The sequence below is a fragment of the Amycolatopsis rubida genome, from assembly GCF_900115345.1.
Lineage (GTDB): Bacteria > Actinomycetota > Actinomycetes > Mycobacteriales > Pseudonocardiaceae > Amycolatopsis > Amycolatopsis rubida.
Genome location: NZ_FOWC01000002.1, coordinates 975890 through 1001412, shown reverse-complemented (window position 1 = coordinate 1001412; position 25523 = coordinate 975890). Strand labels below are relative to the sequence as shown.

The 25523-nt window shown below is 69.1% G+C and carries 24 protein-coding genes and 1 pseudogene; 10 read left to right on the top strand and 15 right to left on the bottom strand.

Features of this window, described 5'->3' with window-relative positions:
- Positions 1–14: 14 nt before the first annotated feature.
- From BM362_RS13620 to BM362_RS13590, 6 genes are all read right to left on the bottom strand, one after another.
- On the bottom strand, positions 15–734 hold the full coding sequence (locus tag BM362_RS13620; RefSeq protein WP_093573312.1) for an ESX secretion-associated protein EspG: 720 nt from the start codon (positions 732–734) through the stop codon (positions 15–17).
- Positions 735–755: 21 nt separating this feature from the next.
- Positions 756–1952, bottom strand: a complete 1197-nt coding sequence (locus BM362_RS13615; RefSeq protein ID WP_093573311.1) for a hypothetical protein — start codon at positions 1950–1952, stop codon at positions 756–758.
- Positions 1952–2566: a DUF3558 domain-containing protein gene (locus tag BM362_RS13610; RefSeq protein ID WP_244287139.1), complete on the bottom strand. Its 615-nt coding sequence runs from the start codon at positions 2564–2566 to the stop codon at positions 1952–1954. Before BM362_RS13610 ends, BM362_RS13615 begins: the two co-directional genes overlap by 1 nt.
- Positions 2563–2952 carry a PE domain-containing protein gene (locus BM362_RS13605; RefSeq protein ID WP_067575871.1) on the bottom strand — a complete coding sequence of 130 codons (390 nt, stop codon included), beginning with the start codon at positions 2950–2952 and terminating at the stop codon, positions 2563–2565. The genes BM362_RS13610 and BM362_RS13605 overlap by 4 nt, the downstream gene beginning before the upstream one ends.
- 443 nt (positions 2953–3395) lie before the next feature.
- Entirely contained in the window at positions 3396–3596 is a 201-nt protein-coding gene (locus BM362_RS48195) for a hypothetical protein (protein WP_208865178.1), read from the bottom strand.
- Between the two features lie 473 nt (positions 3597–4069).
- Positions 4070–4312: a hypothetical protein gene (locus BM362_RS13590; RefSeq protein ID WP_093573309.1), complete on the bottom strand. Its 243-nt coding sequence runs from the start codon at positions 4310–4312 to the stop codon at positions 4070–4072.
- Between the two features lie 120 nt (positions 4313–4432).
- Here BM362_RS13590 and BM362_RS13585 point away from each other — a divergent pair.
- Positions 4433–5266 (top strand): annotated as a pseudogene (locus BM362_RS13585) (IS5 family transposase); the annotation flags it as partial.
- 229 nt (positions 5267–5495) lie between these two features.
- On the opposite strand, the gene BM362_RS50255 reads toward BM362_RS13585, so the two are convergent.
- Positions 5496–6443 carry a cold-shock protein gene (locus BM362_RS50255; RefSeq protein WP_093573307.1) on the bottom strand — a complete coding sequence of 316 codons (948 nt, stop codon included), beginning with the start codon at positions 6441–6443 and terminating at the stop codon, positions 5496–5498.
- A 235-nt stretch (positions 6444–6678) separates the two neighbouring features.
- Here BM362_RS50255 and BM362_RS13575 point away from each other — a divergent pair, with 235 nt between their 5' ends.
- The 4 genes from BM362_RS13575 (at position 6679) to BM362_RS13560 (ending at position 11979) form a co-directional block, all read left to right on the top strand.
- Positions 6679–8670 (top strand): thioredoxin domain-containing protein, encoded by a 1992-nt coding sequence (locus BM362_RS13575; protein ID WP_093573306.1) that lies wholly within the window; start codon positions 6679–6681, stop codon positions 8668–8670.
- A gap of 94 nt (positions 8671–8764) precedes the next feature.
- Positions 8765–9319, top strand: a complete 555-nt coding sequence (locus BM362_RS13570; RefSeq protein ID WP_093573305.1) for a hypothetical protein — start codon at positions 8765–8767, stop codon at positions 9317–9319.
- A 58-nt stretch (positions 9320–9377) separates the two neighbouring features.
- Positions 9378–11273, top strand: coding sequence for an acyl-CoA dehydrogenase family protein (locus tag BM362_RS13565; protein ID WP_093573304.1), 1896 nt, complete (start codon positions 9378–9380; stop codon positions 11271–11273).
- Between the two features lie 19 nt (positions 11274–11292).
- Positions 11293–11979, top strand: a complete 687-nt coding sequence (locus BM362_RS13560) for a class I SAM-dependent methyltransferase (protein WP_244287138.1) — start codon at positions 11293–11295, stop codon at positions 11977–11979.
- Between the two features lie 27 nt (positions 11980–12006).
- On the opposite strand, the gene BM362_RS13555 is transcribed toward BM362_RS13560, so the two are convergent.
- A complete protein-coding gene (locus tag BM362_RS13555) occupies positions 12007–12627 on the bottom strand; it encodes a TetR/AcrR family transcriptional regulator (protein WP_067575885.1) in 621 nt (206 codons plus the stop codon).
- A gap of 134 nt (positions 12628–12761) precedes the next feature.
- On the opposite strand from BM362_RS13555, the gene BM362_RS13550 reads away from it, so the two are divergent.
- Positions 12762–13424: a peroxiredoxin-like family protein gene (locus BM362_RS13550; protein ID WP_093573303.1), complete on the top strand. Its 663-nt coding sequence runs from the start codon at positions 12762–12764 to the stop codon at positions 13422–13424.
- 105 nt (positions 13425–13529) lie between these two features.
- Here BM362_RS13550 and trhA read toward each other — a convergent pair whose 3' ends face one another.
- On the bottom strand, positions 13530–14198 hold the full coding sequence (trhA, locus tag BM362_RS13545) for a PAQR family membrane homeostasis protein TrhA (protein ID WP_425285701.1): 669 nt from the start codon (positions 14196–14198) through the stop codon (positions 13530–13532).
- Between the two features lie 111 nt (positions 14199–14309).
- On the opposite strand from trhA, the gene BM362_RS13540 reads away from it, so the two are divergent.
- The gene (locus BM362_RS13540) at positions 14310–15068 is read left to right on the top strand and encodes an isoprenyl transferase (RefSeq protein ID WP_093573302.1); all 759 of its coding nucleotides are present in this window, start codon (positions 14310–14312) and stop codon (positions 15066–15068) included.
- 73 nt (positions 15069–15141) lie between these two features.
- Here the strand turns inward: BM362_RS13540 and BM362_RS13535 are convergent, their stop codons facing one another.
- Entirely contained in the window at positions 15142–15390 is a 249-nt protein-coding gene (locus BM362_RS13535) for a hypothetical protein (RefSeq protein ID WP_067576545.1), read from the bottom strand.
- Between the two features lie 735 nt (positions 15391–16125).
- Between BM362_RS13535 and phoH2 the strand changes: the two genes are divergently transcribed.
- Positions 16126–17412, top strand: coding sequence for an RNA 5'-3' helicase PhoH2 (gene phoH2, locus BM362_RS13530; RefSeq protein WP_093573301.1), 1287 nt, complete (start codon positions 16126–16128; stop codon positions 17410–17412).
- 54 nt (positions 17413–17466) lie between these two features.
- Here the strand turns inward: phoH2 and guaB1 are convergent, their stop codons facing one another.
- Positions 17467–18906: a GMP reductase gene (gene guaB1, locus BM362_RS13525; RefSeq protein WP_067575893.1), complete on the bottom strand. Its 1440-nt coding sequence runs from the start codon at positions 18904–18906 to the stop codon at positions 17467–17469.
- A gap of 67 nt (positions 18907–18973) precedes the next feature.
- On the opposite strand from guaB1, the gene BM362_RS13520 reads away from it, so the two are divergent.
- Entirely contained in the window at positions 18974–19441 is a 468-nt protein-coding gene (locus BM362_RS13520) for a DUF309 domain-containing protein (protein ID WP_067575894.1), read from the top strand.
- A 339-nt stretch (positions 19442–19780) separates the two neighbouring features.
- On the opposite strand, the gene BM362_RS13515 is transcribed toward BM362_RS13520, so the two are convergent.
- On the bottom strand, positions 19781–20404 hold the full coding sequence (locus BM362_RS13515) for an MBL fold metallo-hydrolase (RefSeq protein WP_067575896.1): 624 nt from the start codon (positions 20402–20404) through the stop codon (positions 19781–19783).
- 94 nt (positions 20405–20498) lie between these two features.
- Here BM362_RS13515 and BM362_RS13510 point away from each other — a divergent pair, with 94 nt between their 5' ends.
- On the top strand, positions 20499–21719 hold the full coding sequence (locus tag BM362_RS13510; RefSeq protein ID WP_093573300.1) for an NADH:flavin oxidoreductase/NADH oxidase family protein: 1221 nt from the start codon (positions 20499–20501) through the stop codon (positions 21717–21719).
- On the opposite strand, the gene BM362_RS13505 is transcribed toward BM362_RS13510, so the two are convergent.
- From BM362_RS13505 to BM362_RS13495, 3 genes are all read right to left on the bottom strand, one after another.
- Positions 21679–22326 (bottom strand): Pr6Pr family membrane protein, encoded by a 648-nt coding sequence (locus BM362_RS13505; RefSeq protein ID WP_067575900.1) that lies wholly within the window; start codon positions 22324–22326, stop codon positions 21679–21681. The two genes, BM362_RS13510 and BM362_RS13505, sit on opposite strands and share 41 nt — an antisense overlap.
- 114 nt (positions 22327–22440) lie before the next feature.
- A complete protein-coding gene (locus BM362_RS13500; RefSeq protein ID WP_232791466.1) occupies positions 22441–23745 on the bottom strand; it encodes a S53 family peptidase in 1305 nt (434 codons plus the stop codon).
- 157 nt (positions 23746–23902) lie between these two features.
- A complete protein-coding gene (locus tag BM362_RS13495; RefSeq protein WP_093573299.1) occupies positions 23903–25474 on the bottom strand; it encodes an ATP-dependent DNA ligase in 1572 nt (523 codons plus the stop codon).
- Positions 25475–25523: the final 49 nt, after the last annotated feature.

The following is a 25523-nucleotide window of genomic DNA, read 5'->3' as shown; positions in this document are numbered from 1 at the left end:
GCGACGGGCCGGAGCTAGCCGTCCAGCCCGTCGCGGAGGGCCGCGATCTTGTCCGTGAGCAGGCGGTCCTCGCCGGGCAGCACGGTGATGTACCGGTTCCCCTCGCCTCCGGAAACCTCGAACGCTACGCGGCCGTCGGTGAGGTCGAGGTAGCTCAGCGGTCCGGCTTCCGTGCGTCCCGGCCGAGCCGGTTCGCGCACGAGGACGGTCACCTCGCCGACGCCGAACCAGCTCTGCTGCAACAGGGCGTCGACCGCGCGGGCGGCCGGGCCGCGGTCGTCGGAGTGGTCCGCCTGGAAGTCCTCCTGGGACAGGGAGAACGCGCTCAGCTGGGCCGGCCGGTACCGCGGCAAGCTCGCGACCAGCGCACCGGCCGGGGTACGGGTCCCGTCGAGCACCTTCAGCCGCACCCGGTCGCCGGAACACAACGCCTTGACGCCGGTCCTCCCCCGGACGGCGACCAGCACGCTGTAGCGGATGTCCTGATTCTCGACGTGGGCGACGTACTCGGTGTCGGCGCGGCCCAGCGCATAGAGGATGTCCTCGAACTCGTCGACGAACCGTCCGTGGTCGAGCAGGCCCAGCCAGGCCAGTTCCTCCCGGACTGCTTCGTCGAGCCGCTGGTCGCCGGGCGTGAACCGGAGCCGTCCCGAGAACACCGGATGCGGCTCGGCGAACCCGGCTTCCCGGAGCGCGCCGAGGAGGGTGTTGAGGGACAGCTCGGTCGCGCGCACCGCTGATTCCTCCCCGACGGCCTAGCGGGCCGGCCGGTCCCCGATCACTGGCGGCGTCGGTTCGCCGTCGCTCCCGCCGAACACTTCCGGATCGGTCTCCCGGAGATAGGGCGGGGCGGTTTTCTCCTTGTCCTTTTCCTTGCTTTTGCCAGGCGTTCCGCTGCCGAGCATGCCGCCGGGTTTCCCTGTGGTGCCTGGGGTCCCGCGAGCGGGCAGCGGTTCGCCGGGGAGGACGGCGCCGCCCCGGTTTCCCGCGCCGGTATTGCCGCGTGCGCCTGGCTCGCTGCCGACCTTGCCGGGGAATCCGGTGCCGTGGTAATCGATGCCTGTTCTGGGATCGCTGGAACCAGGGGAACCGGTGGGATTGATCGGCTGGCCCGACGGCCCGAATTGATAACCGGGCGGCAAGCCGGATTCGGATGAACTGGCCCGAGTCGAATCCGGTTGCGGCGCGGTTGCGTCGGGAGGCGTGGATGAAGAACCACCGCCAGTCGCGCTGTGTTCGCGGCCTTGAGTCCGCGGGGCTGGTTCGTAGCTGATCGGCTCACGCGGTCCCGGCACCGGGACGCTCGGTGCCGGGACGGAGCTTTCTGTGCCGGGCCTCGGCTCGCGTACGCCCGGGCCGTGGCTGGCGGCCGCTTTGCCGCCCGGCTCCCTGGTATTCGTGGCCGGGTGCGGTCGCGGTCCGCCGGCGAGGCGGACAGACGCGCCGAGGTAGCTCTGCTCGGTGTAGCGCGCCGGAATCCGATCGGTGTTCATGCTCGTGGCCGACTGATAGCTGGTGTAGGCGTCCACGTTGTGCTGGACATCGGCCTGCCATTGGTCGAGTTTGCCGAAGTACCCTGGTTTCCCGCTGAGTGCGTCGTAAACGTCCTGTGCGGTGATTTCCGGTCGGTTGCCGACCGGCTTCACCGCGTTCTTGATGGTCTGCAAGGCCGCTATCTGACTTTCCGCGGCGCTTTGGGTGAATGCCAGATTCGTGCTGATTTCAGCGGAGACGGCCAACAGTCTACTCGCCGAACTCGCGGCTGCCTCGGCGGAAACGCCTTGCCAACAGGCCCGCACTCTCTCCGCGAGGCTGGCGACTTCGTTGGTGCGATCCAGCAGCCGCTGAGTGAGTTCCGCCGCGGCTTGGTGGGTTTTGCCCAGTGATTCGAGTCCCTGTCCGCCAGAGAACTCGTGGTAGATCTCCGCGGCACTCAATGACTCACCGGTCATCATCGCCCTCCCCGCAGGTTCCCGAGTACTGTCTCCGCCACGCTCCGTGCCGCTTCGCACGGATCCCTCTCTCCCTTGTGCGCTGGTGATTGAGTGATCGAGACGTCAACGGTTTCCCGGTCGCTGGTTCCCAGCGCGACAGTGCATTCGCCGAAACGTGCCCGGGGATCGTCCGTGCCGTAGGCGACGACGGGGTACCCGGCGACCGGGTCGAGGGGCAGAAAGAAAGGGTAGACGCCGCCCTTGGCGCGGTAGATCGACGTGAGGCCCAGCTTGTCCACGGTAGGGAATACGATCACGACCTGTGCCTGGGAGAACCATCCGCAAGCCGGCCCGCCAGGGCCGTGCGGGTCCGGCTCGGCCCGGACATTGCCGCCGAGGAGGTCGGATACCTGCCCTGAAGCCAAGGCGTCGCACGGATTCTGCCTGAACCGGGAGACGTCGAGGGGGTTTGCCACCTTCGGCACGCCAGGGCCGGGAACCTGATCGGCCGGGGTATCGTCCGGCACCGGCTGGCTGGTGCGCCCGGCCGGAGAGGCTTGGCCAGTGGTAGTGCTCGAACAGCCGGCCAGGGTGCACAGGACGCACGCGATGAGCGCGAGGGCGGGTCTCACAGGCTTCTCCCGGCTTTGTCGATATCGGCCGAGTGCGCGTCTTCAGCGGCCGCGTATTTTTCGAGCGCGGCACGGTATTTGGCGGCCTGTTCCCGGCAGTACTGCTCGCACTGCCGCAGAGATCCCTGGAGGGATTCCCCGGAACGTTGGAACGCGGTCGCGTTGCCGGCGCTGGAAAAATCGCTGGCGAATTGCGGTGTTCGCGTGATGATGAGTGCGTGCTGCTGATCGATGCGGTATTTCTTGCCGAGACCCTCGTACCACGTGGCGAGTTCCTGGAGTGCCCCTTTGTCGTATGAGTAGCCGTCGCCCGGCGACGGCGTCTCGAACGAGGTCTCGCCCTGCCTCCGGGCTGGAGGCAGGTGGGGCTGCTGATTGTCGGTCACGATGTACGCCTCCCCTTGCGTAGATCGTCCCGGGTCCGCCGGGCCCAGACTCTTGGTCACCCTCTGGCACCGGATGGTTACTTTAGTCGCCGCGATTGAGCCTGTCTGCATTTGCGAACTGCAACTCGCAGCGGAGTTCGAGTTTTATGTACGTGAGCTGGGCGGCTGTCTTGCGGTCAACAACAAGCATCACCCGAATGTCTTAGGCCGCAGACGGCCAGGGGGCCGGATTAGCGCCGTTCGGCCAGTTGCCCGTCGTAAAGACTCTCCGGCATCAGACGATTGCCCGGCGACCCCGATGTCGCCGGTCCGATGCCCGACGGCGGCTTGCCCTGCGTTTCAGCGCAACTCAGCACCCAGTTGTGCGCGGTAGGAGGATTCTCCATGAGGTACGAGCTGCCCATCCACTGCCCGTCGGACAGCTGGAGATGCCTGACAGCGGGCTAGCGTCCCGCTGGCCAGCGCTGGTGCGGTCCGGCGTCGAGAATCCGGGAGCCGGTGTTGGTCGCGGTGCAGCGGCTGGCCACGTGAGGACCGGGCACCCTGGCCTGCGTGACCCAAGCGTGCACGTTGCTGCCGGTGACAACGCATTGCCGCACCGGGGTCTCCTGGCCGCTGATTGTGTAGTCGGCGTCCGCGGGCACCGGCTGGCTGCTGCGCGTATTCCGGCGCGAACTGCGGGGTCCGGTGCCGGAAGTGGACTTGCATGTTCAGTGCGTGCGCGAGCTCCAGTCGTCCGGCAGCGGGAACGCGGCGGCGTAGGACTGAAGGAAGACGGCTCAGTCTTCCAGGACCCAGCGAAGATGTGCTCGTCCAGCTTGCCGAAGTCGCGGAACCGGTCCGCGTACGCAGCGTGTTCGAGGACGCAGGTGATCCGCCCGTCGCGCACCAAGATGTTCGGGAGCCAGAGGTCGTCGTGCGTGAGCGCGGGGATGCTCGCGGACTCGTCGAGCTGCGCCACGGAATCGGCGAACGCGGACCGGAGGATGTCGCCTGGACCGGTCTGCTCGGCCGCCTCCCCGGGAAGCAGCGCTTCGACCTCGGCCGACCGATTCTCGCGGCACCGCCGCCTGGTTTCCGCCCAGCACGGCGCCGAAATGCGATCCGGCGATCGCGTTTAGCCACCCAGCGCGGGCCCGTGCGGCACCAGATTCCGGTAGCGCGCCACAGGAATCCCGCACTCGGCCGCTTTCCGCGCGCTGGCGACCAGCCGCCGCAGATGCGCGGAATCCCGATCGCGTTGCGGCACCTTCGCCAGCAGCCAGCGGTCTTCGGTTTCGGTCGCGCACTGCTTGCTCGTGTAGCCCTTGTCGAGGAAGCGAACCCGCCTGACGTGGCTCTTCGGGTGCTTCCTCTTCATGGCCTGCCTGATCGTAGTCGTGTCCGCCGTCGGCATGAAGATCAACTTAGACCTGGTCTCAAAACTTAAGGGTGTGTCACTGCGTAACCTGCCGGTCCTGGTCGTCGATCGTGGGCAGTCGTGGCGAAGACGACGCAGCAGCGACGGGTCGAAGACCGGCTCTGGGAGCTGATCGAACCCCCTGATCCCGTCCCGACCAGCGGCGCGCGGTCCGGGTGGGCGGCCCCGGATCGATGACCGTGCCGCGCTAGAGGGGATCTTGTTCGTGCTCGACACCGGCTGCCGCTGGCGAGACCTACCCGAGCAGCTCGGATGCGGTTCCGGGCACACCGCGTGGCGGCGGTTACGTGAGTGGCAGGACGGCGGCGTGTGGGACCGGCTGCACCAGCTCGTGCTCGACGAGCTGTCCGACATCGACGAGCTCGACTGGACCAGAGGCTGCATCGACGCGGTGTCGGTGCGGTCGAAAAGGGGGGCGAGCTGATCGGCCGCAGCCCCACTGACCGGGGTAAAGCTGGCTCCAAATACCACGTTCTGTGCGACGCGAACGGGCTACCGCTGCACATCATGTTGTCGGCGGCAAACATCCACGACAGCATGCTGTTCGAGCCGCTGCTGGACACGAACCCGACCGTGCGCGGCCACCACGGCCGGGCGGGCCGGCCACGATGCCGACCGGACAAGCTGCACGCCGACAAGGGCTACGACTACCGCCGCTACCTGACCCGCCGCGGTATCAAGGTCCGTATCGCCCGGCGCGGGATTGAGGGCAAGTCCCGCCTCGGCCGGGTTCGCTGGGTTGTCGAACGCACCATCTCCTGGCTGCTGCGGTTCAAACGCCTCGGGCTGCGCTACGACCGGACCGAATGCACCACGCTGGCGCTACTCACGCTGGCCTGCACCGTGATCAACGTCCGCCGGCTCATAAAGATCGAGCTCTGCGACCAGGTCTAACGCATCCATTCACTCGTTTGGGATACATCGGTAGCTCTGTGTCGTTGGGTGGGGTGACTGGTGAGTTTCTGAGCGCGGAGCAGGTCCTCGGGTCGGCACGGGGCCCCCGTCACCACGAGGGAGATCGATCTCCTGGAGGAGGCTGCAGCCGCGTTGCTGACGGCATCATCGACGGGGATGAACGAGCACTCTCGTCGGGAAGTGATCAGCCATCGGTGGGGCCGCCTCTTCAGAGGCGTTCGATGCGGTCGGCCTGCGGGCCCCGGTCGCTCTGACGCACCGCGTACCGGACCCGGTCGCCCTTCTGCAGCGGCTCCGACCCCATGATCACGGACGCGTGGGCGAAGAGATCGTCGCCGCCTGCGTCCGGGGTGATGAAGCCGAAGCCGCGGTCGTCGTCGTAGCGCGCGACGACGCCCTCGCCGCCTCGTACGGGCGCGTCCCGCGCCGCCGGCCCTGCGGCCGCGGCAGGTGCCGACCGCTGCGTCGCCGTCTGGGGCTCAGCACCCCGGACCAGGTGCACGTCGCGGGCCTGCGGGCCCTTGTCTCCACTAGCCACCTCGTAGGCGACGCGGTCGCCCTCCGCGAGCCACGTCAGCCCCTCGGCCAGGGCCCGGGCGTGAACGAAGACGTCCCCGGCGCCGGAGTCGGGGTTGATGAAGCCGAAGCCCTTGTCCTCGTCGTACCAGGCCACCGTGCCGTCGGCACCGTCCGCGATACCAGCCGCAGCGGGTGAGCCGGCCCCTGCTCCCAGCGGGATCACGTGCCCGGCCTGCGGGCCGCGCTCGCCTTCGACGATCAGGAAGGCCACCCGCTGCCCCTCGGTGACCACGCCGCCGGTCACGATGGCGGAGCTGTGCACGAAGATGTCGGCGCCGCCGCCGTCCGGCGACGCGAAGCCGTACCCCTTGCCCGGCTCGTACCAGTTGACGGTGCCGAGCAGGCCCACGGCGCTGCCGGTGGCCGCATCGGCGGTGACGCGAACGCGCAGCGCCTGGGGCCCGCGGTCGTTCTCGCCGACCTCGAACACGACGGCCTGACCCTCGCGGAGCACTTTCGCGCTGCCGTCCCCGACGATCTCGGAGGCGTGCACGAACACGTCCGGCGAGCCGTCCTCGGGCGTGAGGAAGCCGAAACCCCGTTCGGCGTCGAACCAGCGGACGGTCCCTTGCGGCATCAAAGTCTCCAGGTCGAGAGGGCGGGCACTGGCCCCCAGTCTCTCTGACAGACCTCCGGTCCGTCGGGCCGGGCCCACAGGCGGGCGGTGCGGAGCCAGGGGCGGGCCGTTGGTTCACCTAGCGACACGCCGAGTTTTGAGACCAGGTCTTAGGTGCCGCGGCGGCCGTTCTCCCACTCGGTTCAGGGCTGCCCGCCGCGAGTGTTCCCGACCGGGATGAGGCACACTCGGCACCATGTCGAACCGCCTCGCCGAAGCGACTTCTCCGTACCTCCTGCAGCACGCGGGCAATCCGGTCGATTGGTGGGAATGGGGTCCGGAAGCGCTGGCTGAGGCGCGGCGTCGCGGAGTGCCGATTCTGCTGTCTGTCGGGTACGCCGCCTGCCATTGGTGCCATGTCATGGCGCACGAATCCTTCGCGCACGAAGGCACCGCGACCCTGATGAACGCGCACTTCGTCAACATCAAGGTCGACCGCGAGGAGCGGCCGGACATCGACGCCGTCTACATGGCCGCCACACAGGCCATGACCGGCCAGGGCGGCTGGCCGATGACCTGCTTCCTCACGCCCGAGGGCGAGCCATTCCATTGCGGCACTTACTATCCGCCCGCGCCCCGCCCGGGGACTCCCTCGTTCACGCAGTTGCTGGTGGCGGTCGCGGAGGCGTGGGAGGAGCGGCCGGACGACCTGCGCGAGGGCGCGAAACAGATCGTCGGGCACCTTGCCGAGCAGAGCGGTCCGCTGAAGGAAGCCGCCGTCGACGCCGGCGCTTTGGCGGAAGCGGTGACGAAACTTGCGCAGGAGGCAGACCCGGTGCACGGCGGTTTCGGTGGTGCGCCGAAGTTTCCGCCGTCCATGGTGCTGGAGTTCCTGGTGCGCCACCACGAGCGCACGGGTTCGGCGCAGGCGCACACGCTCGCCGAGTCCGCGGCGGACGCGATGGCTCGCGGCGGTATCCACGACCAGCTGGGCGGCGGGTTCGCGCGCTACTCCGTGGACGCGGAGTGGATCGTTCCCCACTTCGAGAAAATGTTGTATGACAACGCGTTGCTGCTTCGAGTGTACGCGCATCTCGCGCGTCGCGGGTCGGCGTCGGCGCGGCGGGTGGCGGAAGGGATCGTCCGGTTTCTCGCGCGCGATCTTCTTACGCCGCAAGGAGGTTTCGCGGCATCGCTCGATGCGGACACCGAAGGCGTCGAGGGGCTGACGTACGTATGGACTCCCGCGCAGCTCAACGACGTGCTCGGCGAGGATGGCCCGTGGGCGGCTGAGCTGTTCGAGGTCACCGAAGAGGGCACTTTCGAAGAAGGCGCATCGACCCTCCAGCTGCGGACAGATCCGGATGATTTCGACCGCTTCGAGCGCGTCCGGCAGGCATTGCTCGAAGCGCGGGCGGAGCGTCCGCAACCAGGACGGGACGACAAGGTAGTCGCGGCCTGGAACGGTCTCGCGATTTCCGCGCTGGCCGAAGCGGGCGTCGCATTGGAACGTCCACAGTGGATCGAACTCGCTCGCGGCGCGGCGTCTCTGCTGCTGGACCTGCACGTCGTGGACGGACGACTCCGCCGCAGCTCGCGGGACGGCGCGGTCGGGGCGCCGGTCGGCGTGCTGGAGGACTACGCCTGCTTCGCCGACGGTCTTCTCGCCCTTCATCAAGCCACTGGCGAACCGCGCTGGCTCACCGAAGCGACCCGCCTTCTGGACGTCGCCCTGGCGCATTTCGCGTCCGACTCCGCGCCCGGCGCGTATCACGACACCGCCGACGACGCCGAGATCCTGGTGCAGCGTCCGTCCGATCCGACGGACAACGCGAGCCCGTCCGGTGCTTCGGCACTGGCTGGCGCACTGCTCACCGCGTCCGCGCTGGCCGGGTCTGACCAGGCGGCGCGCTACCGCGACGCTGCTGAACTCGCGCTGCGTCGCGTCGGTCTGCTCGCCGCGCGCGTGCCGCGGTTCGCTGGACACTGGCTGTCCGTGGCGGAGGCGGCGCAGTCCGGGCCGGTGCAGGTCGCGGTCGTCGGCGCGGACCGGGCGGAGCTGGTGACCGCCGCTGCGCAGCACATCCACGGCGGCGGCATCGTGCTCGGCGGCGAGCCGGACGCGTCCGGCGTCCCGCTGCTGGCCGATCGGCCGCTGGTCGGCGGCGAGGCGGCGGCGTACGTCTGCCGCGGCTACGTCTGTGCACGCCCGGTGACCGCGGCGGACCAGCTCATCGCTCAGCTCTGACGAATTCCGCCCCTGGTGAACGCGCCCCCGATCCCGCCGGAATCAGCGTAGCGTCAGTAGTGGCGTAATCATGTAATCAAGGATGGTGGTCGTCATGGGGCGAGGGTGGAAAGGCCGGGGCTGGCAGCAGGCCGAGGCACCGTCGGCGGACGACGCGGCGGCGTGGTTCGGCGGACGGCTCCCGGACGGCTGGTTCACCGGCGATCCGGAACTCACCGTGGACCGCGAAGAGATCCTGATCGTCGGCGAGCTGCCCGCGCTGACCGGCGAATACGCCGACGACGCGGCCCGCGCGGCCGCGGCGGACGGGCGGATCAGCAGGTTCCGCGAGGAAACCCGCGACGAGCGGATCGAGATCGCGCGACAGGCTGAGCACCGCTACCAGCGCAAGGTGGCCTGGGGCGCGAAGCTGGGCGGTACGACGGTGCACTTCACGACGCTGTCGGTGCCGGTGATGACCCGGCTGCGGCAGCCCGAACGGCTGGTCCTCGACACGCTCGTGGACGCGGGTGTCGCGCGGTCGCGGTCCGAGGCGCTGGCGTGGGCGGTGCGGCTGGTCGGCGAGCACGCGGACACCTGGCTGACCGAACTGCGCGAGGCGATGACCAAGGTCGACGACCTGCGGTCGAAGGGACCCGACCTGGGCTGAGCTGCGGGACTTCCTCCGCTGCGGCAGGCTGGTGGCAACCTGCTGTATCGGAGGAACCGTGGACGTCCCTGCTGTGCCCGAGAAAGTGGACCCGGACGCGTTGAGCGCAGTCCTCGATGGACGCTGGGCCGGATTGAAGCGCGACGTGCGCGCGCAGATGAGCACGGAGAAGTTCCGGGACACGATCGGTCTCGACGTCGAGGCGCACCGCGTCCAGGTGCTGGAGCAGTTGCGGAAACTCGCCGAGACAGACCGTCCCGCGCTCGGCTTCGACGCCGCGTACGGCGGACTGAGCGACGTCGGCGGGTCGGTGCTGTCGTTCGAAATGCTCGGCTACGGCGATCTGTCGTTGATGGTCAAGGCCGGGGTCCAATGGGGCCTGTTCGGCGGTGCGGTGCAGCTGCTCGGCACTGCGGCGCACCACGAGAAGTACTTGCGGCGCATCATGGATTTGGACCTGCTCGGCTGCTTCGCGATGACCGAGCACGGCCACGGTTCCGATGTTCAGCACCTGCATACCACCGCCACCTACGACCCGGCCGCGCGCGAATTCGTCGTGCACAGCCCGGATCCTGGTGCTACCAAGGAATACATCGGCAACGCCGCCCGCGACGGACAACTCGCGGTGGTCTTCGCACAGCTGATCACCGGCGGCGAATCCCGTGGCGTGCATGCTTTTCTGGTGCCCATCCGCGAGGAATCGGGCGCTCCGGCACCCGGCGTCACTATCGCGGACTGCGGGGTGAAGGCCGGTCTGAACGGCGTCGATAACGGACGGTTGACCTTCGATCAGGTCCGCGTGCCAAGGGAAGCGCTGCTGAACCGCTTCGGCGACGTAGCCGAGGACGGCACCTACACGAGCCCGATCGAGAGCGACGGCCGCCGGTTCTTCACGATGCTGGGCACGCTCATCCGCGGCCGCGTGAGCGTCGGCGGCAGCGCTGGCTGCGCCACCCAGCGAGCCCTGGCGCTGGCAGTTCGCTATGGCGACCAGCGGCGGCAGTTCCAGCGCCCGGAGGGTGACGAGGTGGTCATCCTCGATTACCTGGGACATCAACGGAAACTGCTGCCAGCACTGGCGAAGACTTACGCCCTGCATTTCGCGCAGGAGGAACTGGTCGCCGCCCTGCACGACATCGCCTCCGACGCACCGGAAGAAGAACAGCGCGAACTGGAATCCCGCGCCGCGGGCCTGAAAGCCGCGAACACCTGGCACGCGACCGCGACCATCCAAACAGCCCGCGAAGCCTGCGGCGGCAGCGGATACCTCGCGGAGAACCTGCTGGCTGGTTTGAAGGCCGACACCGACGTCTTCACCACCTTCGAGGGCGACAACACCGTGCTGCTGCAGTTGGTCGCGAAGGGCTTGCTGACGCAGTACAAAGAACACTTCGAGGATCTCAGCCCCCTGGCGACTGCGCGATTCGTCGCCGAGCAGCTCGTGGACACCGTCAAGGAACGCTCGGCCGCGTGGAAGGTCTTGGAGCGCCTGACCGAGTCTGACGACGCTTCGGTGCTCTTCGACCGTGAGTGGCAACAGCGTCTCTTCGAGGATCGTGAAGAGCATGTGCTGAGCGGTGTGGCCAACCGTCTCCGCAGCGCTGCTTCGGACCCCTTCGGCGTCTTCAACTCCGTACAGGACCATGTACTGCTCGCTGGCCGCGTACACGTGGACCGGTTGGTCCTCGACGCCTTCGCCCGCGCTTTGGACACCTGCAGCGACCCGGACGCGAAGGCGCTTTTGGAGCGGGTCTGCGACCTGTACGCACTGTCGACGATTGAAGCGGACCGCGCGTGGTTCCTTGAGCACGGCCGGATCTCAGCAAGCCGCTCCAAGGCGGTGACTGCGGCGGTTAACGCACTGTGCGGGGTCCTGCGGCCGCATGCACGGACGTTGGTGGATGGGTTCGCGGTTCCGGAGCAGTTCCTGGACGCGCCGATGCTGAACGGCTGAAATCGGTACGCTTGACGAGGTGTCGAAAATCTTCGGAGACCATGCCGAGCGATACACGAGTTTTGCCGAAAGCAGCGGGCCGAACGCGCACTACGAACGTCCGGCGACGCTGCGTCTTGCGGGCGAGGTGGCTGGAAAACAGGTCCTGGAACTGGGCTCCGCGGGCGGCGGCCTGACCGAGCAGCTGGCCGCCGCCGGTGCCGAGGTTTTGGGCCTGGATCACGACCCTCGCCTGGTCGAGATCGCGAGGAAACGGCTGGGCGCTCGCGCCAGGTTCGAGATCGCGGACCTGGACGAACCGCTGAGCATGGTGCCGAGCGCCTCGGCGGACCTGGTGGTGGCGTCGCTGGTCCTGCACTACGTGGCGGACTGGGGGCCGCTCCTCGCTGAACTGCGTCGCTGCCTGAAACCGGGCGGTGCGCTGGTGTTCTCCATCCATCACCCGATCACCGGCTGGCTCCGCTCCGACCGTGCGGACTACCACCGCGTCGAGCTGATCAGCGAGGACTGGGACTGGGACGGCGTGACGGTGACCGGGCGGATGTACCGCCGTCCGGTGTCGGCGGTCTTCACGTCGCTGCTGGAAGCCGGATTCGCGATCGAGGCGGTGGAAGAACCGCAGCCGGCCCCGGGGGTGGAGGATCCGGAACTGGACAGGATCTTGCGGACGACACCAGTGTTTCTGTACGTGCGTGCGGTTCGCTAGCGGGAGCGGTGAACGCCACCCTGCCGGTCAGGGAGCGACAGCGTGGAACGCGATGCGTTCGATCATCGCGTCCAGCCCGGCTTCCAGCGCCTCGGTGCTGCGCTGGGCCTGCGCGAGGATCAGGCCGCCCTGCAGTGCGGCCATCGTCGCCAACGACAGGCGGTGCGGGTCTGCGTCGTCGCGCAGCACACCCCGGTCGAGCATGTCTTGCAGACCGTCGCGGATCGCATCGGTCCACAGTGTGAAGCCCTCCGCCAATGCAGTGCGCGCGGCGGGGTCGTGTTCGGCGAGTTCGCTGGTCAAGCTCCCGAGCGGGCAACCGCCGCGGCAGTCGAGGTCGTGTTCGATCTGCACGATCGCGTCTCGCCAGTCCCGTAGCGCCTCGAAGCTGTCCAAGCGGGAGAGAAGCGCTCGCTGTCCGGTGAGGATGCGGGCTGTCTGGAACTCGATCACCGCGCGGGTCAGGGCGCTTTTGTCCGCGAAGTAGTGGTAGATCTGCGACGAGCTGACCCCGGCCGCGTCCCGGACGTCGGGAGTGCTGGTGCCCGCGACGCCGCGCTCGAACATCAACTGCGCGGCGGCGGCGACGATCCGCTCACGCGTGACGAGCCCACGGGTCGTCCGTCTGGTCGTGCTGGTCTCGCTCACTCCTGCAGGATACGGACGTTCGGCCAAACTGGATTTGACTATCCAGTTTTATGGCGGTACTACTGGATAGAGAAATCCAGTTTGGGGCTCGGCCCCGTGTCCGCGAAGTGCCTCCCACGCCCGAAAGGCTTGACGTGACCACCATCAACAGCACCATTGCCGAGCGTTTGTCCGCCCTGCGTCAGGGCCTCGCAGGTCAGCTTCCGGCCGAGGCCTGGGCTGCTTTTGGCGGCGAGCAGGCGGATCTGGACGCCGCCGGCTCGCCCGAGGGTGTGCTCGCCGCGGGCGCGGCGATGCCCGACGGAGAGCTGCTCGACGTTCACGGCGACCCGGCGACGCTCGAATCCGCCCGGCATGGCAAGCCCGCCGTGGTCGTGACCTATCGAGGCGCGTGGTGCCCGTACTGCACCGTGGCGCTGCGCACCTACCAGGAGCAGCTTGTGCCCGTGCTGGCGGAACGGGGCATCGAGCTGATCGCGATCAGTCCGCAGAAGCCGGACGGCTCGCTGTCCATGGCGGAGAAGAACGAGCTGACCTTCACCGTGCTGTCCGATCCCGGCAACCAGATCACCGCCGCTCTCGGCGTGCTCACCGCTCCCGCTGAAGCCGCCCGCGCCGCGCAGGCGGCTCTCGGCGTGGACCTCACCGAGGCGAACGCCGACGGCAGCCACGGCGTACCGATGCCGACGGTCGTCCTGGTCGACGCCGAGGGCACGATCCGGTGGATCGACGTGCACCCCAACTACACCACCCGCACCGAGGTCCACGAGATCGCGACAGCGCTCGATCTGCTCTGAGCGGCACGGCCTCTGGTCCGGGCCCGGTCGACTCTTCGGAAACGACTCAGGCCGCCTCCAGGCAGCGTGACGGCCTGGAGACGGCCTGAGAAAGGCAAAGGCCGGTCAGGAGTACATGGCCAGCCAGATCGCGATGTAATGCGACACCGCGGCCAACACCGTGCAGGCGTGGAAAAACTCGTGGTATCCGAACGTCTCCGGCCAGTGGTTAGGCCACTTCACCGCGTAAAAAATCGCCCCAACGGTATAAAACAGACCGCCCACGCAAAGCAGCACCAACGCCGCAACCCCGGCATGGCTCAGCAACTCCGGCAGGACGAACACCGCGACCCACCCGAGCGCGATGTAGATCGGCACGCCCAGCCAGCGCGGTGCGTGCGGCCACAGCATCTTCATCGCCACGCCGAGGACCGCGCCGCCCCAGACGATGCCGAGGACGATGTATCCGGTCGGCTTCGACATGGCCAGCAGGGTGAACGGCGTGTACGTGCCGGCGATGAACAGGAAGATCATCGAGTGGTCGGCGCGCTTCATCCACTTGTACGCGCGCGGGCTCCACAGCCTGCGGTGATACAGCGCGCTCACGCCGAAGACGCCCAGCACGGTGAGGCCGTACACGGACGTTGCCAGCGCGGCTACCGGGGAGACTGTCGACGCGGCGAGGATGATCAGCGTGGTGGCCGCGGCGACGGCGCCGAAGAACGACCAGAAGTGGATGTGGCCGCGCAGCCGGGGGCGAGTGTCCTCGGGGACGGATGGGGGCTCGATCGTCACGCTCACCGAGCCAAGGCTACGGGACCGTAGGTTTTTCGCCAGCCCCCGTGGCGCGTCACACCCTTACTCCGGGGGTGCGTACGCTCGGGCGACGTGAGCCTCCGGTCCTTCATGTCCGACGTTGTCTACAGCATCTACAGCCGCCGTCTGATCCAGCAGTCGGCAGGCCGTCATCCGCGGCATATCGCGATCATGCTCGACGGCAATCGCCGCTGGGCTCGCGAGGCCGGGTTCACCGACGTGGCCGACGGGCACCGCGCCGGGGCCAAGAAGATCGCCGACTTCCTGAGCTGGTGCCAGGAAGCCGAGGTCGAGGTCGTGACGATGTGGCTGCTGTCCACCGACAACCTCAACCGCGATCCGGACGAGCTCACCCCGCTGCTGAAAATCATCACCGACGTCACCGACGAGCTCGCCGGAGCCGAGGCGCCGTGGCGGCTGCGCATCGTCGGCGCGCTCGACCTGCTGCCGCTTGAGGTGGCGCAGAAGCTCACCGCCGCCGCGGCGCGGACCGAGAACCACTCGGGCATGGAGGTGAACATCGCGGTCGGCTACGGCGGGCGGCAGGAGATCGCCGACGCCGTCCGCAAGCTTCTCCTGCAGCACGCCGACGAGGGCACTTCGATTCGCGAACTCGCGAAAATCCTCGATGTCGACCACATCTCGGAACATCTGTACACCTCCGGCCAGCCGGATCCGGAGCTGATTATCCGAACATCCGGTGAACAGCGGCTTTCCGGATTTCTGCTCTGGCAGTCCGCGCATTCGGAATTCTGGTTCACCGAGGCTTACTGGCCGGCATTCCGGCGCGTCGATTTTCTCCGCGCGATGCGTGACTACGCCTGGCGGCATCGCCGGTTCGGAGTCTGAGCGGCGATGCCGCCCGGCCGCGAACGCCGCGAAGGCCCCGGAGCCGGGCTCCGGGGCCTTCGCGCAAGACGGCTCAGCCGTGGTGGTGCTCCATCGAGTGGGCCACCAGCGCCGGGGTCAGCGCGACACCGGTGTAGGCGCCGGCGACCAGCGAAGCGGCACCGTAGCCCAGCGCGCCGCCGCCCTCGATGAAGGTGGCGTAGGCGTCGCCGAACGTCGGGTCCGGAGCGCCCTGGGTGGCGGCCGGGGAGGCGAACGCCGTCCCGCCGATCATCATCAGGCCCGCGGCCGCACCGGCGACAATTCCAGCCTTCTTCAGCACTTCGCACACTCCTAGGTAGAGATACTGGGATTCGGGGCACCGGAGTGTTCCGGTGGTGTGTCCCGCAGTAAGGAAATTACCCCCGAATGGCCTCTAGCGAATGGTGTGTACGCCCATTGTGTGAGCGCTGGAAGGGCCAGTTCACTCGGTACGGTTCAGTGTCCAGGACGCGAAATGCATTCCGGTCTGCCCCGTGGTACAAGGCCCTTTACCGGGGAATTGCCTGCACTCGGTGATTAATTTTCCATGATCATCCATCCGTGCGACCCCCTGATCGCCGGGCCCGGTTACGCTGAGTGAGCACTGTGGACACTCTGTTTCAGGCGACCGACGGTGGGATGACGAATCGGCGAATCACCTGTGTGGCTGCCTGCACGACGGGGCGGACGTAGGTACCTTCCGGAATAGAGAGCTCGCGTTCCGTGCGGGTTCTCGCGGGAGGCCCTGGTCGTGGCGTTGATCGAGGGGGCGGCTCAGCCGCCCACGAGATGCACGAGGGGGCCGGCACCCGGCCCTCGTGGCCGTGCCGCCTGACGCAGCCAGCGTCAGGGAGTGCGGACCCAGCCAGGGAGGTGCCCGGCCCAGCGAGTGCGGGCGTGGGGTGCACACGCCCTCGAGGGAGATGCCGTCGTGACTGCGCAGCGTTCACCCCGCAAGGCCTCAGGCCGTTCTTCGACCGGTGCTCAAGCGCCGGAGAAAGCCTCGATCTCGCCCGAATCCCCACGCATCACTTATGTGCTCGACACGTCGGTGCTGCTCTCCGACCCGTGGGCGGTCACCCGGTTCGCCGAACACGCGGTGGTGCTCCCGCTGGTCGTCATCAGCGAACTGGAGGCCAAGCGCCACCACTCCGAACTGGGCTGGTTCGCCAGGGAATCCCTCCGGCTGCTGGACGACCTCCGGCTCAAGCACGGCAGGCTCGACGCCCCGATCCCGATCGGCGACCAGGGCGGCACGCTCCAGGTGGAGCTGAACCACACCGACCCGTCCGTCCTCCCGGTGGGCTTCCGCACCGACTCGAACGACCACCGCATCCTCGCGTGCGCGCTCAACCTCGCGACGGAGCAGCCGGCGGTCACCCTGGTGACGAAGGACATCCCGCTGCGGGTCAAAGCGGGCGCGGTCGGGCTCACCGCGGACGAGTACCGGGCACAGGAGGTCACGCCGTCGGGCTGGACGGGCATGGCGGACGTGGACGCGCCGCAGGAACTGATCGACGCGCTCTTCTCGGGCGGTTCGGCGGATCCGGCGGAGTTCGGTCTCGGCGAGGTGGGCGAACTGCCGTGCCACACCGGGCTGCGGCTGCTCGCGGGCAGCTCCAGCGCGCTCGGCCGGGTCACGGCGGATAAGCGGGTGCGGCTGGTGCGCGGCGACCGCGAGGCGTTCGGCCTGCACGGCCGCTCGGCTGAGCAGCGCGTGGCGCTCGACCTGCTGCTGGACTCCGACGTCGGCATCGTTTCGCTCGGCGGGCGCGCGGGCACCGGCAAGTCGGCGCTGGCGCTGTGCGCGGGCCTGGAAGCGGTGATGGAACGCCAGCAGCATCGCAAGGTCGTGGTGTTCCGCCCGGTCTACGCGGTCGGCGGCCAGGATCTCGGCTATCTGCCCGGGTCCGAGAGCGAGAAAATGCAGCCGTGGGCGCAGGCGGTGTTCGACACGCTCGGCGCGCTGGTCAGCCAGGACGTGCTGGACGAGGTCTTCGACCGCGGCATGCTCGAAGTGCTGCCGCTGACCCACATCCGGGGCCGCTCGCTGCACGACACGTTCGTGATCGTGGACGAGGCGCAGTCGCTGGAGCGCAACGTGCTGCTGACCGTGCTTTCACGGCTCGGCTCGGCGTCGCGGGTGGTGCTCACGCACGACGTCGCCCAGCGGGACAACCTGCGCGTCGGCAGGCACGACGGCGTCTCGGCGGTGATCGAGAAGCTGAAGGGGCACCCGCTGTTCGCGCACGTGACCCTGACCCGTTCGGAGCGCTCGCCGATCGCGGCGCTGGTGACGGAGATGTTGGAGGACCACGGCTGAGCTGGTCGTGAGTGGCAATCACGGGGAGAACCGTGATTGCCACTCACGAGGCCCCTACCAGCCAGACGGCAGCGGACGCCCCTCGGCGAACCCAGCCGCCGACTGCACGCCCAGCACCGCGCGCTCGTGGAACTCCTCAAGCGTGCGCGCGCCCGCGTACGTGCAGGACGAGCGGACGCCCGAGCAGATCGAGTCGATCAGGTCTTCAACGCCAGGCCGGGCCGGGTCCAGCGCCATCCGCGACGTGGAGATGCCCTCCTCGAACAGCGCCTTGCGCGCGCGGTCGAAGACGTTGTCCGTGCGCGTGCGGGCTCCAACGGCGCGCTTCGACGCCATCCCGAACGACTCCTTGTACGGCCGGCCCTGCTCGTCGTAACGCAGGTCGCCGGGGGATTCGTGGGTGCCGGCGAACCACGAGCCGACCATGGCCGCCGACGCGCCCGCGGCCAGCGCCAGCGCGACGTCGCGCGGGTGCCGGACACCGCCGTCCGCCCACACGTGTTTGCCCAGTTCACGGGCGGCAGCGGCACATTCCGCGACCGCGGAGAACTGCGGGCGGCCGACGCCGGTCATCATCCGCGTCGTGCACATCGCGCCGGGGCCGACGCCGACCTTGATGACGTCCGCGCCCGCGTGGATGAGGTCGCGGGTGCCTTCGGCGGTCACGACGTTGCCCGCCACGACCGGCACCTTCGGCGACACCGAACGAACCGCCTTGAGCGCGGCGATCATCTTTTCCTGGTGCCCGTGCGCGGTGTCGACGACCAGCGTGTCGACGCCCGCGGCCAGCACCGCTTCGGCTTTCGCCGCGACGTCGCCGTTCACGCCGACCGCGGCGGCGACGCGCAGTTTCCCGTCAGCGTCGGCGGCCGGGGTGTAGATATCCGAACGCAGCGCGCCTACCGCGGTGAGGACACCGGCGAGGCGACCCTCGGTGTCGAGACCGAGAGCGAGCCGTCCGCCGTGGCTGTGCAGGAGTTCGAAGACCTCGCGCGGCGGCGTGTCCAGCGGCACAGCGACGACGGCGGGCTCGGCAACGTCGGCCAGCCGCGCGAAGCGGTCGACGCCGGCGCAGGCGGCCTCGTCCACGACACCGACCGGCTTGCCGTCGCCGTCGACGATGACGACCGCGCCGTGCGCTCGTTTGTGCACGAGGTTGAGGGCGTCGGCCACCGCGTCGCCGCCGGTGAGGACCAGCGGCGTGTCCCAGACGGCGTGGCGGGACTTCACCCAGGAGACGATTTCGGTCACCGCGGCCGTGTCGACGTCCTGCGGGAGCACGACGAGCCCGCCGCGGCGGGCGACGGTCTCGGCCATCCGGCGCCCGGCGACGGCCGTCATGTTGGCCACCACCAAGGGGATCGTCGCGCCAGTGCCGTCCACCGTGGACAAGTCGACGCCGAAGCGGGATTCCACGTCCGAACGGTTCGGCAGCAGGAACACGTCGTCGTAGGTCAGGTCGTGAGCGGGCACGTGCCCATCCAGAAAGCGCACGAGTCACCAGGCTACGTGGCTTGCGCACGAGACGCTAACCCGGCGTGGCACGTGGGACAATGGCCAGGTGGACAGCCGTGATCGCGACGACCAGGGGCGGGCCCGCAACGCCCGCCCTCGTGATGGTCTGGGCCGCCCGTTGCCGTACGGCTCCGACGGCGTGCCGCGCCAGCCCGAAGGCGTGCAGCGGACCCCGGAGGAGACTCTCGCCGAGGCGCAGGACCTGCTGGACGCCGGCCGCCCGTTCCACGCCCACGAGGTCTTCGAGGACGCGTGGAAGGCGACGGACGGGCCGGAGCGCGAGCTGTGGCGCGGCCTGGCCCAGTTGGCGGTGGGGCTGACCCACGCGTTGCGGGGGAACGGGAGCGGGGCGGTCGCGCTGCTGGAGCGCGGTGCGGAGAACATCGCGCCGTTCCGGGAGGAGCCGCCGCACGGAGTGGACGTGGCCGGGTTGCAGCGGTGGGCGCAATCGCTTGCGGCGGAGGCCCGGGAGCGGGTTCGGGTGGTTCCGGAGGTTCCTCGGCTGGCCCCGTAGCAAGGTGCGGCCTGTTTCGGCTGACCGGGCCGAGTTGTGCCTGCGCCGATGGGCTGGCCGCTTGGTTCGGCGGGGTGGCTCACGGTGGCGGCCGGTCGAGGCCGGGCGATCGCGTGGTGCGGTTTGAGCTGCGACCGTGAAGGGAGCCGAACCAGTGTGCGGGGCCGTGAGCCGGGCGGTTGCGGCGGTCTCACGCGCGGATCCGGCGCGTGTCGGTGTGGGCAGGCGAGCGTCGAACGGGCTGTTCAGGCTAGGCGCAAACGCTTCCGGCAGTTGGTTGCGGAACTCGCCGGGCGGGCCGGCAGCCAGGTCGGCCCGCCCGGCGAGATCCAGGGGCGGTCAGGCGGCGGGCCAGTCGGCCGACGCGGCTTTTTCCTTGCCGATGGTCGTCGCTTCGCCGTGGCCGGTGCGGACGATCGTCGCGTCGGGGAGGGGGAAGAGGCGGTCGCGGATGGACTTCACGATGGTCGGGTAGTCGGAGTACGAGCGGCCGGTCGCGCCGGGGCCGCCGTGGAACAGGGTGTCTCCGGTGAAGAGGACTTCCAGGTCGGGGCTGTGCAGGCAGATCGCGCCGGGGGCGTGGCCTGGCGTGTGCAGCACGGTGAGGTCGGTGCCCGCGACGGTGATGACCTGTCCGTCGGCCAGGTCGCCGTCGGGGGCGCGGTCCGGGTGGGTCAGGTCCCAGACGACGCGGTCGGCCGGGTGCAGCAGGATCGGGGCGCCGGTGCGGTCGGCCAGCGCGGGGGCGGCGTTGACGTGGTCGTTGTGCGCGTGGGTGCAGACAATCGCGCGGACCGTGCGGTCTCCGACTACGTCCGCGATGGCGTCCGCGTCGTGCGCGGCGTCGATCACGATCACCTCGGAGCCGTCGCCGACTATCCAGACGTTGTTGTCCACGTCCCAGCTGCCGCCGTCGAGCTCGAATACGCCCGACGTGACCAGGTTCTGCACTATGGCCGTCATGCCGCAGACCCTAGTGGCCCGCGAGGCATACCGCCGGTACCTACTTTCGAGTATCCTTACTCGCGGTAAGTTAGCCGCGACGACGGGACTGCTCATGACCGACCCCCGGGATCTGCTCGCCGAACCGCTCAAGCTGCACTGCGGGGCCGTGTTGCCGCATCGGCTCGCGAAGTCGGCGCTCAGCGAGCAACTCGGCGACCGTCGGAACGCGCCTTCCGCCGAGCTCGCGCAGCTGTACCGGACCTGGGCACGCGGGGGTGCGGGCCTGCTGGTGACCGGCAATGTGATGGTCGATCCCACCGCGCTCGGCGAACCGCGCAACGTCGCGGTGCCGACTGTGCCTGACCCGGCGGCGTACCGGTCGTGGGGGCAGGCCGTGGACGGCACGGACGCGCAGCTGTGGGTGCAGCTCAACCATCCCGGCAGGCAGAGTCCTCGGTATTTGTCTCGCCAGCCGGTCGCGCCGTCGGCGGTGCCGTTCGGCGATCGAGGGGTGCGGACGGCGTTCGCCGCGCCGCGGGCGTTGACCGGGGACGAGATCGAAGCGGTGGTGGCGAGGTTCGCGTTGTCGGCGCGGACGTTCGTCGACGCCGGGTTCGCCGGGGTCCAGATTCACGGCGCGCACGGGTACCTGATTTCGCAGTTCCTGTCGCCGTTGGTGAACCGTCGCGACGACGAGTGGGGGCGCGACCGCAGCCGGTTCCTGCTTGAGGTGGTGCGCGCGGTTCGGGCCGCGGTGGGGGATCGCGTGCCGGTTTCGGTGAAGCTCAACAGTGCTGACTTCCAGCGCGGCGGCTTCGCCGAGGACGAGTCGTTGCGGGTGGTCCGCGCACTGGGCGAGACCGGGATCGATCTGCTGGAGATTTCCGGCGGCACGTACGAGCGGGCCGTGATGATGGGGTCCGGCCGGGCGAGCACGCAGCGGCGGGAGGCGTATTTCCTGGACTACGCGGCGAAAGCCCGCCAGATCAGCGACGTCGCGTTGATGGTCACCGGCGGGTTCGCCACAGCGGCCGGGATGGCGCAGGCGCTGGAATCCGGTGCGCTGGACGTGATCGGGATCGGCCGTCCGTTCACTGTGGACCCCGCGTTGCCGGGACGACTGCTCGCGGGCGAGGACGTGCGAGCCGAACGGCGTTGCCCGCACACGGGAATCCGGCTCGCCGACAGCCTGCTCGAGATCCAGTGGCACACCCAGCAGATGCACCGCGTCGCCGCGGGCAAACCGGTGGACCTGAAGCGCGGCGCGTGGCGGGCGCTCGCCCAGGCCGGGCTCAGCGATCCGCTGAACGCGTTTCGGCGGGTGCGCGGGTGAGCCGCCGGTCGGCGACCCGGGCACCGCTGGCGAGCGCGATGAAGAAGACGCCAATGAGCAGGCAGTTCAGCGCGACCTGTCCGTAGCCGAGGTCGTCGGCGTTGACGAACGGATACGGGTAGTAGCCGTCGATCGCACCGCGGACGAGCGTGAAAACCAGCCACACCAAGGGATAGCCGAGCGACCACCAGACGGTGCGCCATTCCAGCACCCGCGGAGCGAAGATCAGCCAGCCGAGCACGCACAGCACCGGGGTGACGCGGTGCAGCAGGATGTCCGCGGCAAGGCTGAGCCCGTGCAGCTCGTACAGCCCGGCGAGCGCGACCTGGTAGACGACGCCGGTGACCACGATCCCGACCAGTGCGTCGAGCCACAGCACACGCATCAGCGGCGAGGAGCCGCGTCCGCGAGCGAAGGCCGCGCTGGTGACGAGGACGAGGACGTTCGAGATGATCGTGAAATAGGTGAACAGATTCGCCACTCGTCCGCCGAAGCTGACGTACCGTCCCTGCGGCGGCACCAGCGCGACGATCTGGATCACGAGCGCGGCCAGCACAACGACCGCGGTCACCCCGAACCACAGCCGGGCCAACGCTTTCGAGGACATGCCGCTGACAGTACGGCTCCGGGATGGTCCGCCCGGCCCGACACGACCATGCTCGATCGAGCCGGGCCGGGTGAACTTGCCCGGATGCCCGCTCGCGGCGCGGGGGCTACCGCATCACCGCACCGCCTTCACCAGCGCCGGCACGAAGACCGACGCGTCGATCGTGCCCCAGCCGCTCGCGATGTCGTAGCCCGGACCGGCCTTGAAGCCTTCGACGTCGAACTGGCTGTTGTCGCCCTTGGTGACGTCGACGATCCCGGCCGCGGTGCCCTTCGGGCCCAGCTTCGAGTACAGCGCCGGGTTGATCTGGCCCAGCCGCCCGTGCTTGGCCTGCACTGCCAACGCCAGCACCCCGGCGAACAACGGTGCCGACTGCGACGTGCCCTGGACGCCTTCCATGCTGATGTCCGGATACGCCCGCATCGTGCTGCCGGTGATCTTCTTGACGTGGTTCTGCCAGGACGGCCGCGCGTACGCCTTCGACAGGCCCGCACCTTCGCTGAACCCGTTGTCGGCCGCGTTGACCAGGTCGTCCGGCTGGGTGCGGACGCCGTTCGCGTCCAGGTGCAGCTGGGTGCCGCCGAGCGCGGTGACGTTCGGGTCGCTGGCAGGCCAGCTCGCCACGCGGTACGGATACCTGCCGGGGCCTTGCAGATACGCCCCGGTCGGACCGTCGTCACCCGACGAGGCCACCAGCGTGACGCCCGCCTTGCTCGCCCGCTCCAGCGCCGGGTCGAGGGTCTTGATCGACTCGAACGACGGGAAGTTCTCCTCGGTGGTGCCGAAGCTCATCGAGACCACGTCGGCGATCCGGTGCTCGGTCAGGTAGTCGACGGCGTGCATCATTTCCGGCAGACCGGCGAAGCCCTGCGTCTCGGCGACCGGGGTGGCCGCGACGACGATCTTCGCGCCCGGAGCCATCGCGTGCATCATCGTGACGTCGAGATCGGTTTCCCCGCCCCATGACTGGCAGGCGGCGGTGTCCACCCCGGGATCGGTGCACGCGGGCACCGCACCGGACGGCTGCAGCACCTCGACGTTCGCCGGTGGCAAACCGTGCTGCCGGGAGTACTCGTCCAGCACCTGCTTGACCTTGTCGTCGCCGAACGACACCAGCGTGGCCACGGTGGACCCGGCTCCGGTGATGCCCTGGTTCCACAGCTTCGTCGCGTTGTACGCGCCGCTTTCCTTCGGCAGCTTGGCCATCGCCGCGTTGAGCCGCGCCACCCGCTCGCGCACCGTCGTCGCGCCGACGAACGACTGCGCGGCAGCCGAGAAGTGGTGTCGTGACGGCTGTGGCGGTGGGGCTGGCGCGGCACTGGCCGGTGCCGCCACCACGGTGGCGGCGAGCGCCACGCCCGCCAGCAGGGTCATCGGCCGCCCGGCTCGCCGGACGGCTGATTTCACCCGGAACGTCATGCTTTTCTCCTATCGACGCAGGCCAGTGCTCCCACTCTCGGGCACGCGGCCACGGGTGCGACATCGACTTTCGTCGGGCGTTTTCCTGAGCACAACGGGAAAAACTGCCCGATGTCCGTAATGTGCCCACTCATCCGGAGGGCAGGCGCGGCGAACCTCATCCGGACGCCTCCTCCGCACCGGGCCGCTCGGCCTGGCCGGAGTCCAGCGCCGGACGGCTGCCGCGCAGCAACCCCCGGACGGTGTCGATGGTGTCGGCCTCGCCGGGCTCCTTGTCCGGCCGGTACCGCACCACCCGCGCGAACCGCAGCGCCAGCCCGCCCGGATACCGCGTGCTGACCTGCGCCCCGTCCAGTTCGATCTCGACCACCGTCTCCGGTCGCACATGGACGGTCCACCGGTCGCGGTGCGTCTCGATCTCCTGGAACCGCTCGGTCTGCCAGGCCAGCAGTTCGTCGGTGAGGCCCTTGAACGTCTTGCCCACCATGATCGGCGGCCCGCCGTCCGGATCGCGCGCGCCGAGGTGCAGGTTCGACAGTTTCCCGGTGCGCCGCCCATGCCCCCATTCCGCCGCCAGCACCACCAGATCGATGGTGTGCACTGGTTTCACCTTCAGCCACGCGCGCCCGCGCCGTCCGGCCGCGTAGACCGAATCGAGATCCTTCACCATCACGCCCTCGTGCCCGGCGTCCATCGCCGCGTCGAGCACCGCCGCCGGCGATTCCGGTCGGACCGAGCCGGGGATCACGTGCTCGCCCGCCACCCGGCGCAGCGCCTCGTTGCGTTCGGACAACGGCGCGTCGAGCAGATCGACCCCGTCCAGATGAAGGCAGTCGAAGAAGTACGGCCGCAGCAGCAACGCCCGCACCTGTTCGTCCCGCGTGCTGCCGAACCGGCTCATCGTTTCCTGGAACGGCCTCGGCCGCCCCTCGTCGGTGAGCGCGAGGGTTTCGCCGTCCAGCACCACCGATTCGCACGGCAGCGCCCGCACCAGTTCGACCAATTCGCCTACGCTGCCGGTGATTTCCCGCAGCGTGCGCGTGTACACGCGCACTTCCGAACCCTGCCGGTGCACCTGGATCCGTGCACCGTCCATTTTGTACTCGACGATCGCGTTGCCGTGCTCGGTCACGGCTTCCTCCAGCGATTCCGCAGGCGAGGCGAGCATCGGCCGCACCGGACGGCCCAGTTCCAGCCCGAATTCCGCGAGCGCCGCCGCGCCCCCGGTCAGCGCCGCCTGCCCGGTGACCGGCAGCCGTCCGGACAGCATGAACGCGCGCCGCACCTGGTCGAGGCCCACCTCGGCCGCCGCCGCGACCGCGTCGACCATCACGCCTTCCATCGCGCCCTGCCGCAGCTCTCCGGTGACGAGCCGGAACACGAACTCCTGCTCGGCACGGGTCAGCCGGGCGAACAAAGCGGTGAGCACCTCCGCCCGTCGCTTCACCGACCCCGCGCCCGCCGCGGCCGCGACTTCCGTGAGCGCGACGTCGACCTCCGCCACGGAGACGGCAGGCGCGGCCGCGGGTTCGACGGCGAGATCGGCGAGCGTGCGCCAGCCGGCACCGAGCCGGTCCTGTGCGGTCTGCCCGGTGAGATACGCGATCACCGCGGGCAGTTCGCCGGGTTCGGCCGCGCGCAGCACGGTGGCCAGCACGGCGATCTTCGTTTTCCGTGACCGCGTGGCCGCCAGTTCGGCGGAGGCGGTGACGAGGTCGGTGAACAACACCCGGCCATCATCGCCCCCGCCACCGACAAAAACTCCCGCCCCAGCCTCG